The organism is Aliiroseovarius sediminilitoris (assembly GCF_900109955.1).
GTDB lineage: Bacteria > Pseudomonadota > Alphaproteobacteria > Rhodobacterales > Rhodobacteraceae > Aliiroseovarius > Aliiroseovarius sediminilitoris.
Genome location: NZ_FOJB01000001.1, coordinates 2,778,610 through 2,792,055, shown reverse-complemented (window position 1 = coordinate 2,792,055; position 13,446 = coordinate 2,778,610). Strand labels below are relative to the sequence as shown.

Sequence of the window (13,446 nt, the reverse complement as noted above, 5' to 3'; positions counted from 1 at the left end):
CATGTCGCTGAAAGTCGCCATTCAAATGGATCCGATCAATCATGTTGACATTGATGCGGACAGCACGTTTCGGATTGCGGAAGAGGCACAGGTGCGTGGGCATTCGCTGTTCTACTACACGCCCGATCATCTGAGCTATCGCGAAGGCAAGGTTTGCGCCCGCGGCTGGTCTTTGACCGTGCGCCGCGAGAACGGAAATCACTTCTCCCTGGGCGAACAAACAGATGTTGATCTGAAAGATTTCGACGTCGTTTGGCTGCGGCAGGATCCGCCATTTGACATGAGCTACATCACCACCACTCATATTCTGGACATGATCCACCCCGACACATTGGTCGTGAACGATCCGTTTTGGGTGCGAAACTATCCCGAAAAACTGCTGGTGTTGGCGTTCCCGGACCTGACGCCCCCGACGATGATCGCGCGCGATTTCGCGACGTTGAAATCGTTCAAAGCCAAGCATGGCGACATCATCCTGAAACCGCTTTACGGAAATGGCGGGGCCGGGGTCTTTCGGCTGGACGCCAATGACCGCAACCTTGCCTCTCTGCACGAGCTGTTTGCGGGTATCAACCGCGAGCCGTTGATTGCGCAGAAATTCCTGCCCGACGTGTCAAATGGCGACAAGCGCATCATCCTTGTGGACGGTGAGCCACTCGGCGCGATCAACCGTGTGCCCGCCGCCGGCGAAACCCGATCCAACATGCATGTGGGCGGTCGTCCTGAAAAGATCGGGCTGACGGAACGCGACCTGGAGATTTGCGCTGCAATTGGACCGCTCTTACGCGAAAAAGGGCAGATATTCGTCGGGATCGACGTGATCGGCGACTACCTGACCGAAATCAACGTGACCTCGCCGACCGGCATTCAGGAACTGGAGCGGTTTGACGGTGTGAACATTGCCGAAAAAATCTGGCAGGCGATCGAGGCACGCCGGGCGTGAGCTGGCAACTGACAGCGGCCAAGCTTTGCGGGCGTCTGTTTGTCAAAACCCGCCTGCGACACTTGAAAGACATCAGCCCAGCCCGGCGTGAACTAGAGCTTGTGGCGGACTGGATGTTTCATGCACCACCGTTTGCTTGGTATCGCGACGCCCTGTTGGGCAACTCGCTCAAGGCTTTATGGATCGAAACCCGCCCGGCTTCGCACCCCGCGCCAAATGATAGGGTCATTCTATATTTGCATGGCGGCGGCTTTGTTGCGGGATCACCGCAAACCCATCGAAAAATGCTGGCAAGGTTGTCGTGGTTGACCGGCCTGCGGATTTGCGTTCCGGATTATCGCAAGGCACCTGAACATCCGTTTCCGGCGGCGCTCGACGATTGTGTCACAACCTATGAAGCATTGATCGCGAATGGCTACGCGCCGCGAAACATCATCATCGGCGGGGACAGCGCAGGAGGCGGGCTGACCTTTTCGCTGCTTGCCCAGATCGACGGGCGGCTGCCCGCGCCGCGTGCCGTTTTTGCCTTTTCACCGATTGTGGATTTGCGGTTCACCTCGCCTTCGTTCGAAAGCAACAAAACGAAAGACCCGCTTTTACCGTCTGAACGACGCGATCTGGTGGTCGAAAACTATCTTGGCGAACAGCCCGCGGATGACGAACGCGCGTCGCCGGTTCTGCATGACTTCAAGACACCACCTCCAGCTTTCCTCCAGTTCTCGACAACCGAAATCCTGCGTGATGAAAGTCTGCGGATGGCTCAGCGGTTGCGAGATGCGGGTGGTCAGGTCGAACTGGACGAATGGCCGGACGCGCCACATGTATGGGTCATACTGGATGGGTGGGTGCCAGAAGCGCGCGTTGCGTTGCAACGCGCGGCCAGTTTCATCAACCGACAGTTTCCCGATGGGACACAAGGCGAAAGCTAAGCGCCTCGGCCACGTGTTTTCGGGTGACATCTGGTGCGCCCGCCAGATCGGCGATGGTGCGCGCAACCCGCAAGACCCGATGATAGCCGCGAGCGGACAGGCCGAACCGCTCGGACGCCTTCAGCAGCGTATCGCGCCCGTCCTGATCCGGGCTGGCATATTCGGTCAGGGTCTTTCCTTCGATATCGGCATTGGTCGTCACACCATTTAGCCCCACATAGCGATCAGCCTGAATGGCGCGGGCGACCATTACACGCTGTGCAACCGTTTGCGACGGCTCACCATTCGCGGGCAGGTCGAGATCCTGAAACGTCACCGGCGGCACCTCGACCCGCATGTCGAACCGATCCAACAGCGGACCGGATATCCGCTGCATGTAATCGTCACCACATAAAGGGGCACGATTGCAGGCCCGGTTGGGGTCCGTCAGATGGCCGCATTTGCATGGGTTTGCAGCCGCGATCAGCAGAAAACGACTGGGATAGCGCACATGCGCATTTGCGCGCGCGACAGTGACATCGCCGGTTTCCAACGGTTGGCGAAGGGTTTCCAGCACTTGTCGGCTGAACTCTGGAAACTCATCCATGAACAGAACACCGTTATGGGCCAAGCTGATCTCGCCGGGTTTAGCGCCGCGTCCGCCGCCGACAATCGCTGCCATCGACGCTGTGTGATGGGGCGCGCGATAAGGCCGGTCTTGCGAAATGCCACCCCCCTCCAGCAGGCCAGAGACCGAGTGAATCATGGATGTTTCAAGCGCCTCGGCGGGGGACATGGGCGGCAATATTCCCGGCAATCGTGCTGCCAGCATGGATTTTCCCGATCCGGGAGGGCCAACCAGAAGCAAGTGATGGCGCCCGGCCGCCGCGATTTCCAAGGCGCGTTTGGCGCGTTCCTGCCCTTTCACATCGCGCAGGTCTTTGATGGTCGTCTCGATCGTGACCTTGCCAGGCTCGGCGACGGCAAGCGGTGACTGGCCGGTGAAATGTTGCAAGACGGCGGCAAGCGAGGTTGCTGCGTGCACTTTGGTCGCGCCGATCCACGCGGCCTCTGCGCCACAATCCCTGGGACAAAACATCGACATGTCCTTTTCAGCGGCCGCCAAAGCGGCGGGCAGGGCACCGACAACCGGCAGCAGGGTTCCGTCCAGCGCCAGTTCGCCAAGTGCTACCACGTCTGCGATGTCTTCCCGCGCCAGAATGCCCGCCTCGGCCAACAACGCCATAGCGATGGGAAGGTCAAAATGTGACCCTTCTTTCGGGATGTCGGCGGGCGACAGGTTGATAACGATCTTGCGCGGGGGCAGGGCGACCGACATGGCAGACAGGGCGGCACGCACCCGTTCGCGGGCTTCGGAAACCGCTTTGTCCGGCAAGCCGACGATCGAGAAACTTGGCAATCCCGGAGACAGGGCGCATTGCACCTCGACCAATCGGGCGCGAATCCCTTCGAACGCGACCGTGTTTATCCGAGCGACCATCACCGACCCCATATTGTGTAGATCGCAGAATATGGGGTCGTGGTTACTGAATGGTTAACCGCTCTGCGTGGTCCCGATGTCGCGGGCGTCAATCAGGGCAGGTGATTGATGCAGTGAATGGACCAGAACCGCCCATCCCAATCCAGCCGAGTCACTGACAGGTTGTCGATCTTATGCCCCAGCGCGGCATGGGGCGTCAGGCCGCCCGCCCGCGCGATCTGGGTCAGTATTACCCCGAAATGTGCCACTGCGATGATGTGGCGAAGCCCTTTGGCGTTAAGCTCTTCGACGGTGCCCGAGACCCGATTGGCGAGTTGATCCCAGCTTTCCCCATTCGGGGCTTGATGCGTGCCCGGTGTCTCCCAGAATGCGCGGGACAAGGCGGGATCGCGGGTGGCGACCTCGTCCCAATGCAACCCATCCCAATCTCCGAAATTGAACTCACGCAGGGATTTCTGATGGGCAAGGCGTGGATGCTTGCCCATCACGGCATCCGCTGTGGAGACGGCGCGGGACAGGTCCGACGACACGATGGGCGCATGATCCGGCAAATATGCAGACAGGCGGGCCAGCGCAGCCTTGTCCGACAAATCCGCAGGCACATCGCGCCAGCCGACCATGCTATTGGTATGCGTCGGGCCATGTCGAACCCACCACCAACTGACTGGGGCGGTCATGGTGCACCTTTTGGCAAGCGACCTTTCAGGACCAAAGGCAAGCTTGCCATGACCGTGATCACCAGACCCGCGCGCTGGGCGAGGCGTTGATTCAACTCACCCTGAGCCTGCCGAAACCGTCGCACCAGTGGGTTTTCCGGCACAATGCCCGCACCGACTTCGTTTGACACGATGACGACAGGCGCCGCGCAGTCGGAGAGCGCAGCAAATAGCCGAACCTCGGCATCTGGCAAATACGCCTCAGCCAACAGATGGTTGGACAGCCACATGGTGACGCAGTCGAACAGGGCGACCTCGGTCGGATCAGCGGCGGCAAGGGCGGGAGAGGCGTCCAATGGGGCCTCGATCGTGCGCCAGCCTGCCCCGCGCCGTGATTCGCGCCGTGATTGATGGCGCGCGATCTTCGCCGCCATCTCGGCGTCATGTGCCTGTGCGGTCGCGATATAGAGCATCGGGCGTGTGGTTGCGCCGACCAGCCGTTCGGCATAGTCCGATTTGCCAGAGGCAGCGCCGCCCAATACGAGCGTGAGGGGGGGGAGCGTGACAGTCATGGCGATTGCCTAACACTGCGACACGGGGTCCGCCAAGACGAAAGCGCTTGAGGTGGTCCGCGACCAGACTTAGCTTCGTGTCATGAAGCTGTATTCTTTCCTGTTTGCATTGATGGTTCCAACCGCTGCGCTGCCTTTGGATGCCGTGCCCAGCGCGGATGATCTTGCAATGTTGGCCAAAGCGGATGTCGTCATCATCGGGGAAACCCATGACAATCCGGCCCACCATCAAGTGCAGGCACAGATTGTGGCCGCGTTGCAGCCCACGGCCTTGGTGCTTGAAATGCTGACGCCCGAGCAGGTCACAGAGCTGACCCAGGATATCTCAGGATACAGCGCGGCTTGGGAAGAGGCCGGCTGGCCGGACTACGAGATGTATCTGCCCATCTTCACTGCCTCGGACGCGGCGATATTTGGGGCTGCCGTGCCGCGCGACGTGGCGCGTGCCAGCTACACCGAAGGTGTCGCTGCACATTTCGACGGCGATGTAGAGCTGTTTGGGTTGGATCAACCATTGCCCAAGACACAGCGCGACCAGCGATTGGACCTTCAGTTCTTTGCACATTGCGAAGCCATGCCGCGCATTGCGCTGGGTGGCATGATCGAAGTGCAGCGCCTGCGTGATGCTACGCTTGCAAAAGCGGCGATTGAGGCCATCGACCCGGCTGGACGCCCGGTGGTGGTCATCACCGGAAACGGACACGCGCGGACGGATTGGGGCGTGCCGGCCATGCTCCGAAAGGCCCGCCCGGATCTTGTCGTAAGAAGCATCGGTCAGGCCGAAGACGGAATCGACCCCGAGGGCACGTTTGACCTTGTCTATGATGCCCCCGGCGTTGATCGCCCCGATCCGTGCGACACGTTCAAGTGAAGACCATCGGTCCTGCCCATTGATCCACGCGCGCAGGTCCCGTAACTGTCTGAAGAAGCTAAACCGGGGGCGCCTATGCTGGCTGGCAAACATATTCTTCTGATCATCGGCGGCGGGATCGCGGCCTTCAAGGCGCTGGACCTGATCCGGCGACTGCGTGAACGCGGGGCTGAGGTGACACCCGTTCTGACCCGTGCCGGGCAGGAATTCGTGACCCCCTTGTCGGCGTCCGGTCTGGCTGCCCGCAAGGTCTACACCGACCTTTTCGACCTGACGGACGAGGCCGAGATGGGTCATATCGAACTCAGCCGCGCCGCCGATCTGGTGGTTGTGGCCCCGGCAACGGCGGACTTGCTGGGCAAAATGGCGGGAGGGCTGGCGAATGACCTTGCCTCGACCCTTCTGATGGCGACGGACAAGCGTGTGTTGGTTGCGCCTGCGATGAATGTGCGGATGTGGGAGCACCCTGCCAATCAACGCAACATTGTCACTCTGAAGCAGGATGGCGTTCTGTTCGTTGGCCCCACCGATGGGACCATGGCCTGTGGAGAGTTTGGTCCCGGTCGTATGGCTGAACCGTTGGAGATCGTTGCCGCCGTCGAAGCCGCCCTGATGGACGGACCTCTGAAGGGCAAACATGTGCTTGTCACCTCTGGCCCAACCCACGAACCCATCGACCCCGTGCGCTATATCGCCAATCGCTCGTCGGGTGCGCAAGGCACCGCTTTGGCGCGGGCGCTGTCGGCGCTGGGTGCGGATGTGACCTTTGTCACCGGCCCGGCGGATGTGCCGCCACCGGACGGGGTCAAGGTCGTGCAGGTGCAGACCGCCGGGCAGATGTTGGAGGCGGTGCAGGCCGCGCTGCCCGCCAGTGCCGCGGTGTTTGCCGCCGCAGTGGCCGACTGGCGGGTCGCGCGGACCTCGGACCAAAAGATCAAGAAGGATCAGGCGGGTAGCCTGCCGGTGCTGGAGTTTGCCGAGAACCCCGATATCCTTGCTACTGTCAGCCAGATGAAACAGGGACGCCCCGCTCTTGTTGTCGGCTTCGCCGCAGAAACCAATGACGTGATCGCACATGCCACGGCCAAGCGCGAACGCAAGGGCTGCGACTGGATTGTTGCCAATGATGTAAGTCCAGCGACTGGCATCATGGGTGGATCGGAAAACGCGGTGACATTGATCTCGGATCAAGGGGCCGAGGCATGGCCGCGCATGGGCAAAGACGACGTGGCGCGCCAACTGGCGGCCCGGATTGCCGAAGTGATCGGAGGGGACGCGTGATGCCCGTTATCAATGTGACCCGTGATGCAGGCGCCGACCCGACCATTGCCCTTCCCTGCTATGAGACCACCGGGTCCGCAGGGGCCGACCTGCGCGCCAACTTGCCAGAGCCGGATCGCGCCACCGGTTGGACGCTTGCCCCGATGGAACGACGCATCGTGCCAACGGGTCTGCGTGTCGAAATTCCCGAAGGATTTGAAATGCAAATTCGACCTCGGTCTGGGCTTGCCGCGAAACATGGTGTCACACTGGCGAATGCGCCCGGCACCATCGACAGCGATTATCGCGGCCCATTGGGGGTGATCCTGATCAATCTTGGGGCCGAACCGTTCAGCGTCGGGCATGGGGACCGCATTGCGCAAGCCGTGATCGCTCCGGTGGTGCAGGCAAGCTATGCTTTGGTCGAAGCATTGTCAGGCACCGCGCGTGGGACGGGTGGCTTCGGGTCGACGGGCCGTGGCTGATCGGAGGCGGCAGTGATTTGGGTTCTGATCTGGGCGACAGTGATCTGGGTGGGCGGCAGCTATGGTGGCTTGTCCGTCGCGCGCCGCTGGCAGTTGACGGCGCTGCTGGGCGGGGTCGTGTTGCTCAGCCACTTGGTTCTGCCTGAGGGCGCGGGCATCCGCGTGGCGCTGGGCGGGAATTTCACCTCTTGGGCCGTGCTGTTTGCCGTCGTTGCGCTGGTCGCACTTTATGGACGTGGGCTGGCTTGGCTGAAAGCGCGCGCGCCGAAGGTGCCGGTCGCTGATGCGCAAGAGGGTCCCTTTTCCGAGACCGAACTGAGCCGATACGCCCGCCACGTCGTGCTGCGTGAAATCGGTGGGCCGGGGCAGGTTGCCTTGAAAAACGCTCGCGTTCTGGTGGTGGGGGCTGGCGGACTTGGCTCGCCCGTGCTGCTCTATCTGGCGGCAGCCGGGGTGGGCACGATCGGTGTGATTGACGATGATACGGTCGACAATTCCAACCTGCAACGGCAGGTCATCCATCGGGACGCGGATATTGGCATGCCCAAGGTCTTTTCCGCCGAAGCCGCGATGCGGGCACAGAACCCCGCGATCATCATCCGCCCTTACAATCGCCGTCTGACAGCGGACGTCGCGCAGGACCTGATGCGAGATTATGATCTGGTGCTGGAAGGCACCGACAATTTCGAAACCCGCTATCTGGTCAACCGGGTCGCGGCGGCGCTGGGCATACCCATGATTGGCGGTGCGCTCAGCCAGTGGGAAGGGCAGGTGTCGACCTTCGATCCGGCGAACGACGCGCCGTGTTATCAATGCATCTTCCCCGAAGCGCCCGCCCCCGGTCTTGCGCCCAGTTGTTCCGAGGCAGGTGTGGTCGGACCTTTGCCGGGCATCATCGGTTCCATTATGGCAACCGAGGCGATCAAAGAAATCGCTGGTGCGGGCGAAGGGCTGCGTGGGCGGATGCTGATCTATGACGCGATGTATGCGGAAACCCGGGTCATCCGCACAGCGCGACGCCACGGATGTCCCTGCTGTGGCTGAGCTTGAACTGGCTCCGCTCAGCGTCGATGACGCGCCCGGCCTGTTCGCGTTCGAAGTCAAGAACCGGCTGTGGTTCGAAAAGCATGTCGGCCCGCGCCCGGATACATACTGGAACCTTGCCGCCCTGACCGACATCGTGCGCGAGCAGGTGGAGGCGGGCGAGATGATGTTCCTGTTGAAGATCGGCGGACGAATCGCTGGGCGGGTGAACGTGACCGCGGTGGAAGGGGGTGTGGCGCAACTGGGCTATCGCGTCGGTCAGGCCTATACCGGGCAAGGCATCGCGACCCGCGCCGTTGCGATGGCCTGCCAAGCGGCCTGCGACCGGGGCGTTTGGGCGCTTGAGGCGCGTGTGCTTCTGGACAACATCGCCTCGAAACGCGTGCTTGAGAAGGTGGGGTTTATTCGAACGGGAAATACCAAGGTCGGTGATCTGGACTGCGAAACCTTTCGCCGCGATCTTGATCAGGACTGAATGGGCGAATGGCTGCCGGGATCTCTGGTAATCCCCGCACGCGGCACATAGCTTCCGGGTAAAGGAGAATTGCCGATGACCAATCCGCTTCTGGCCCACTGGGACACCCCGTTCAACCTGCCACCTTTCGACATAATCAAGGATGCGGATTTCGAGCCTGCCTTTGATGCAGCCCTGGATCAGACACGGGCGGCCATTCGCAAGATTGCCGAAAACGAAGCTGCCCCCACCTTCGCCAACACGATCGAGGCGCTGGAACTATCCGACGCGCTGCTGGATCAGGTGTTGGGGGTCTTCTACAACGTCGCCGGTGCCGACAGCACACCGGCCCGGGAGGATCTGCAACGCAAGTTTTCACCGCGTCTGGCGGCGTTTTCGTCGGAAGTGACGATGAACGAAATGCTGTATGCGCGGATCGAGGCGCTGTGGCAGGCCCGCGACAGTTTGGACCTGACGGACGAACAGGCGCGTGTGCTGATGTTGACGCGTCGTCGCTTCGTGCGGTCTGGCGCGGTGTTGAAGGGCGCAGACCGGGATCGGCTGAAAGATGTGCAGCAAAAGCTGGCGACATTGGGCACAGAGTTCACGCAAAACCTGTTGGCCGATGAACGGTCGTGGTTCATGCCGCTGACCGAGGGCGATCTGGAGGACTTGCCGGGTTTTGTCGTCGATGCCGCCCGCGCCGCCGGTCAGGAAAAGGGCTGTGATGGTCCGGCAATCACGCTCTCGCGCTCGGTCATCACGCCGTTCCTGCAACATTCGCCCCGGCGCGATCTGCGCAAGGCGGCATATCTGGCCTATACTGCGCGTGGCGCGAACGGCGGCCAAACCGACAACCGCGCCATTGCCGCCGAAACGCTGGCTCTGCGTGAAGAACGCGCGCGCCTTCTGGGCTATGACAACTTCGCGCAATTCAAACTGGAAACCGAGATGGCCGGACATCCCGACCGGGTGCGCGATTTGCTGATGCAGGTCTGGGAACCGGCCCGCGCGTCGGCTCTGGAAGACGCGGCAAAAATGACAGAAATGCTACATGCTGACGGTCACAACGGCGATCTGGAGCCGTGGGACTGGCACTTTTACGCAGAACGGCGACGCGAGGCTGAACATGATCTGGACGAGGCCGAGATCAAGCCCTACCTGCAACTGGACCGCATGATCGACGCCGCGTTTGACACCGCGCACAGGCTGTTCGGGTTGGAGTTCGCACCGCTCGATGTGGCGCTCTACCATCCCGACGCCCGTGCATGGGAAGTGACACGCGATGGCAAGCATGTCGCGGTGTTCATCGGGGATTACTTTGCTCGAGGCTCGAAACGCTCAGGGGCGTGGTGTTCAACGATCCGCGACCAGCAGAAACTGGCAGGCGATATTCGCCCCGTGGTGGTCAATGTTTGTAATTTTGCCAAGCCTGAAAAAGGGCAACCGGCGCTTCTGTCTTGGGACGATGCGCGAACGCTGTTCCACGAGTTCGGACACGCGCTGCACCAGATGTTGTCAGATGTGACCTATCCGTCGATCTCGGGCACATCCGTGGCGCGCGATTTCGTCGAACTGCCCAGCCAGCTTTACGAGCATTGGCTGGAAGTGCCCGAGGTGCTGGGCAAATTTGCCACCCACGCCAAGACCGGTGAGCCGATGCCGAAGGCGCTGTTGCAGCGCCTGTTGGCAGCGTCGACCCATGACATGGGATTCCAGACGGTTGAATTTCTGTCCTCGGCGCTGGTTGATCTGGACTTTCACGACGGCCCCGCGCCAGATGACGCCATAGCTGCGCAGGAGGCGACACTGGAGCGGATCGGAATGCCTCCGGCCATCAAGATGCGCCACGCCACCCCGCATTTCGCACATGTGTTTGCGGGCGACGGCTATTCATCCGGCTATTACAGCTACATGTGGTCCGAGGTCATGGACGCCGACGCGTTCGAGGCGTTCAAGGAAACCGGCGATGCGTTCGACCCCGACATGGCGCGAAAGCTGGAAGATCACATCCTGTCCAAAGGCGGTTCAATCGAAGCGGAAGACCTTTACATCGCGTTCCGCGGGCGGCTGCCCGGTGTTGATGCGCTGTTGAAAGGACGTGGGCTGACAGGGGGCTGACCTCAGGTATCCTGTCGTGACGGATCATCGGGGTGTGGTGTCACCCCGACCGGATCCTTGTGTATCATCACGTCGGTATCAGGAAAGGTGTGCAAGATCGCCCGGCGCAGGCTCGCCCCGATCGCATGAGCCTCGTTCAGGCTTTGTTCGCCGTCCAGCTCGATGTGCAAGTTTACGAAGGTGATCGATCCCGACCGGCGGGTCTTGAGGTCGTGAAAGCCGTGAATCCCAGGATGGCTGCGGGCGATGTCCTCGACTCCAGTTACCAGATCGGGGTCGGCGGCGTGGTCCATCAAGCCGTCCCACGCGGTCTTGAATATGCGCAAGGCACCGACAACCAGCATGATCGCGGCTCCAATGGCGACAACGCTATCGATAGCTTCCATGCCGAACAGGTTCGCAGCCCAAAGGGACAAAATCGCGCCGATGTTGGGGATGAGGTCTCCCACGTAGTGCAGACTGTCCGCTTTGACGACAGCCGACCCTGTTTGGGACGCCACACGCCTTTGCCAAAGCACCAGTGCAATGGTCAGTGCAATTGAAAAGACCATGACGGCGATCCCCTGCTGATGGGCCATGATCGGCGCAGGTTCCCCGGACAAAAGCCGCGCGATGGCGGCCCATGTGATGATCCCAGCCGATGCTATGATGAACAGGCTTTGCCCAAGCGCAGCAAGGTCTTCGGCGGCAGAGTGTCCGAAGGCGTGGTCGTCATCGGCTGGGCGCGCCGCATACCAGATTGCAGCCAAGGCACCCAGCGACACCATCAGGTCCATCGCGCTGTCGGCAAGCGATGCCGCGACCGACAGCGACTGCGTTTGACCCAGCGCCCACAGTTTCAGCGCCACCAGCGTCACTGCCACTGAAGCAGAGGCAATGCCGGCAGAAAGGTTCAATCTGATCCGCTTTTCTGTCATGACTTCCGGCTTACCCAGCGGTTTTGCCGGACGCAAGTGCGGTTCGAAGTGCTATTCGATCACTTCATTCGGGCGCACCCCCCACAGGTTGGATTTCAGCGTCCAACCCCGGATGCCGTCAGCCTTTACCCGGCACCAGTCAAGGTCGCAGGTTTCGAGCCGCGCGATGACGCCAGCCTCGAGATAAGCATCGATCTGGCTTTCGGCATCTGCGCGGCTGTAAAGTGGGCTGAGATCTGCATCGACAATCGCCGTGCGTGCGCCAGACAGAAGTGCATAATGTATCCATCCGCCCACGCCATCACGATCGCGAACCTGACGCCAATTGTCAAACTCGCCGGTGATTTCAAGCGGCATCCCGGGATGCTTGAACACCCAGTCGATGCGATGGCGCAGGGATGGCCCGCGCCGGACATTACCTTCTGAGGTCTTAAGCGAAACAAACCGTGGAATCGGCAGATTGGTTACCGAACCGCGTTTTTGGCCAACCTGCCCTTGGTCCTGTATCTTGTCCGCTGCTATGGGCCCATGCCAAAACGTTGCTACAATGGTGATTGCAACCACTGCCAACCTGCTGGTAAACCGCATTTCCACCCTCATTTCCTGTATCACACCAACGCGCGCGCAATTTTCTTTCGTTTGCGTTCCGGCGGTGCTTGTGCCTTGCCTCGTTCCTTGTCACTTTGTCAGGGAGACGCGCAAAAGAAAAGCCAAAGGGAGGGCGGGCATGGCCGCTGAACGTCTGAGTGTTGTTGTCACGCGACGGTTGCCCGAGGTCGTAGAGACCCGGATGACAGAACTTTTCGATGTCGAGCTTCGGGATGACGACGTACCGATGACCCGATCCGAACTGGCCGACGCGATGACACGCTGCGATGTGCTGGTCCCGACAATCAATGACCAGATCGACGCGAACATGTTGGCCGGCGCAGGCGAGAGGTTGCGCCTGATCGCCAATTACGGGGCCGGTGTGGACCATATCGACGTGGGTTCTGCGCGGCAACGTGGCATTCTGGTCTCGAACACGGCTGGCGTGTCGGCAGATGACACCGCAGATATGGCCATTGCCCTGATTCTTGCGGTGACGCGACGATTCCCGGAAGGGATCCGGCTGATGGCATCGGGTGAATGGGCGGGCTGGTCGCCCACTGCCATGCTCGGCCATCGTATTCAGGGCCGCCGCGTTGGCATTCTGGGTATGGGCCGCATCGGTCAGGCCGTCGCCGCGCGCGCGCGCGCCTTCGGGATGCAGGTGCATTACCACAACCGAAAGCGTCTTCACGCCAAGATCGAAGAGCAGTTGGAAGCGACCTATTGGGAAAGCCTTGACCAGATGGTGGCGCGCATGGACGTGATTTCGATCAACTGTCCGCACACGCCATCAACCTTCCACCTGATGAATGCCCGTCGCCTGAAGCTGATGAAGCCGGACGCGGTGATCGTGAATACCTCGCGCGGCGAAGTGATCGACGAAAACGCCCTGACCCGGATGCTGCGGGCGGGCGCGATCGCGGGCGCCGGACTGGATGTTTACGAGCACGGGAACGAGATCAACCCCCGCCTGCGCGATCTGCCCAATGTCGTGGCGCTACCGCACATGGGCTCAGCCACCGTCGAAGGACGCATCGAGATGGGTGAGAAAGTGCTGATCAACATCAAGACCTTCGCCGATGGTCACCGTCCGCCCGATCAGGTTGTGCCGGGGATGCTGTAG

Annotated in this window: 14 protein-coding genes; 9 read left to right on the top strand and 5 right to left on the bottom strand. The window is 61.0% G+C overall.

The features are described from left to right. Position 1: 1 nt before the first annotated feature. On the top strand, positions 2–943 hold the full coding sequence (gene gshB, locus BMY55_RS13755; RefSeq protein WP_091431464.1) for a glutathione synthase: 942 nt from the start codon (positions 2–4) through the stop codon (positions 941–943). Further along, positions 940–1,872, top strand: coding sequence for an alpha/beta hydrolase (locus tag BMY55_RS13750; protein WP_091431462.1), 933 nt, complete (start codon positions 940–942; stop codon positions 1,870–1,872). The genes gshB and BMY55_RS13750 overlap by 4 nt, the downstream gene beginning before the upstream one ends. On the opposite strand, the gene BMY55_RS13745 is transcribed toward BMY55_RS13750, so the two are convergent. From BMY55_RS13745 to cobU, 3 genes are all read right to left on the bottom strand, one after another. After that, positions 1,832–3,352, bottom strand: coding sequence for a YifB family Mg chelatase-like AAA ATPase (locus tag BMY55_RS13745; RefSeq protein ID WP_091432627.1), 1,521 nt, complete (start codon positions 3,350–3,352; stop codon positions 1,832–1,834). The genes BMY55_RS13750 and BMY55_RS13745 overlap by 41 nt on opposite strands. A 92-nt stretch (positions 3,353–3,444) precedes the next feature. Beyond that, a complete protein-coding gene (locus BMY55_RS13740; RefSeq protein WP_091431461.1) occupies positions 3,445–4,029 on the bottom strand; it encodes a histidine phosphatase family protein in 585 nt (194 codons plus the stop codon). Next, the gene (gene cobU, locus BMY55_RS13735) at positions 4,026–4,580 is read right to left on the bottom strand and encodes a bifunctional adenosylcobinamide kinase/adenosylcobinamide-phosphate guanylyltransferase (protein ID WP_091431459.1); all 555 of its coding nucleotides are present in this window, start codon (positions 4,578–4,580) and stop codon (positions 4,026–4,028) included. Before cobU ends, BMY55_RS13740 begins: the two co-directional genes overlap by 4 nt. 82 nt (positions 4,581–4,662) lie before the next feature. Between cobU and BMY55_RS13730 the strand changes: the two genes are divergently transcribed. The 6 genes from BMY55_RS13730 (at position 4,663) to BMY55_RS13705 (ending at position 10,815) form a co-directional block, all read left to right on the top strand. Next, positions 4,663–5,451, top strand: a complete 789-nt coding sequence (locus tag BMY55_RS13730) for a ChaN family lipoprotein (RefSeq protein ID WP_091431458.1) — start codon at positions 4,663–4,665, stop codon at positions 5,449–5,451. Positions 5,452–5,526: 75 nt separating this feature from the next. Beyond that, complete coding sequence (coaBC, locus tag BMY55_RS13725; RefSeq protein WP_091431456.1) at positions 5,527–6,732, top strand: bifunctional phosphopantothenoylcysteine decarboxylase/phosphopantothenate--cysteine ligase CoaBC; 1,206 nt, start codon at positions 5,527–5,529, stop codon at positions 6,730–6,732. Beyond that, positions 6,729–7,196 (top strand): dUTP diphosphatase, encoded by a 468-nt coding sequence (gene dut, locus BMY55_RS13720; protein WP_177179352.1) that lies wholly within the window; start codon positions 6,729–6,731, stop codon positions 7,194–7,196. The genes coaBC and dut overlap by 4 nt, the downstream gene beginning before the upstream one ends. 12 nt (positions 7,197–7,208) lie before the next feature. After that, positions 7,209–8,240 (top strand): HesA/MoeB/ThiF family protein, encoded by a 1,032-nt coding sequence (locus BMY55_RS13715; RefSeq protein WP_091431452.1) that lies wholly within the window; start codon positions 7,209–7,211, stop codon positions 8,238–8,240. Continuing rightward, the gene (locus tag BMY55_RS13710; protein WP_177179351.1) at positions 8,233–8,715 is read left to right on the top strand and encodes a GNAT family N-acetyltransferase; all 483 of its coding nucleotides are present in this window, start codon (positions 8,233–8,235) and stop codon (positions 8,713–8,715) included. The genes BMY55_RS13715 and BMY55_RS13710 overlap by 8 nt, the downstream gene beginning before the upstream one ends. Before the next feature lie 75 nt (positions 8,716–8,790). Beyond that, positions 8,791–10,815, top strand: a complete 2,025-nt coding sequence (locus BMY55_RS13705) for a M3 family metallopeptidase (RefSeq protein ID WP_091431447.1) — start codon at positions 8,791–8,793, stop codon at positions 10,813–10,815. A gap of 2 nt (positions 10,816–10,817) precedes the next feature. Here BMY55_RS13705 and BMY55_RS13700 read toward each other — a convergent pair whose 3' ends face one another. Next, the gene (locus BMY55_RS13700; protein ID WP_091431445.1) at positions 10,818–11,732 is read right to left on the bottom strand and encodes a cation diffusion facilitator family transporter; all 915 of its coding nucleotides are present in this window, start codon (positions 11,730–11,732) and stop codon (positions 10,818–10,820) included. Between the two features lie 51 nt (positions 11,733–11,783). Further along, positions 11,784–12,320, bottom strand: coding sequence for an SH3 domain-containing protein (locus tag BMY55_RS13695; protein WP_407639055.1), 537 nt, complete (start codon positions 12,318–12,320; stop codon positions 11,784–11,786). Between the two features lie 139 nt (positions 12,321–12,459). Here BMY55_RS13695 and BMY55_RS13690 point away from each other — a divergent pair, with 139 nt between their 5' ends. Beyond that, entirely contained in the window at positions 12,460–13,446 is a 987-nt protein-coding gene (locus BMY55_RS13690; RefSeq protein ID WP_091431441.1) for a 2-hydroxyacid dehydrogenase, read from the top strand.

Coding starts and splice junctions, on each gene's coding strand:
- cobU (WP_091431459.1), bottom strand. CDS start 4,580: ATGACTGTCACGCTCCCCCCCCTCACGCTCGTATTGGGCGGCGCTGCC.
- BMY55_RS13745 (WP_091432627.1), bottom strand. CDS start 3,352: ATGGTCGCTCGGATAAACACGGTCGCGTTCGAAGGGATTCGCGCCCGA.
- BMY55_RS13690 (WP_091431441.1), top strand. CDS start 12,460: ATGGCCGCTGAACGTCTGAGTGTTGTTGTCACGCGACGGTTGCCCGAG.
- BMY55_RS13730 (WP_091431458.1), top strand. CDS start 4,663: ATGAAGCTGTATTCTTTCCTGTTTGCATTGATGGTTCCAACCGCTGCG.
- BMY55_RS13695 (WP_407639055.1), bottom strand. CDS start 12,320: ATGCGGTTTACCAGCAGGTTGGCAGTGGTTGCAATCACCATTGTAGCA.
- coaBC (WP_091431456.1), top strand. CDS start 5,527: ATGCTGGCTGGCAAACATATTCTTCTGATCATCGGCGGCGGGATCGCG.
- BMY55_RS13705 (WP_091431447.1), top strand. CDS start 8,791: ATGACCAATCCGCTTCTGGCCCACTGGGACACCCCGTTCAACCTGCCA.
- BMY55_RS13700 (WP_091431445.1), bottom strand. CDS start 11,732: ATGACAGAAAAGCGGATCAGATTGAACCTTTCTGCCGGCATTGCCTCT.
- gshB (WP_091431464.1), top strand. CDS start 2: ATGTCGCTGAAAGTCGCCATTCAAATGGATCCGATCAATCATGTTGAC.
- BMY55_RS13740 (WP_091431461.1), bottom strand. CDS start 4,029: ATGACCGCCCCAGTCAGTTGGTGGTGGGTTCGACATGGCCCGACGCAT.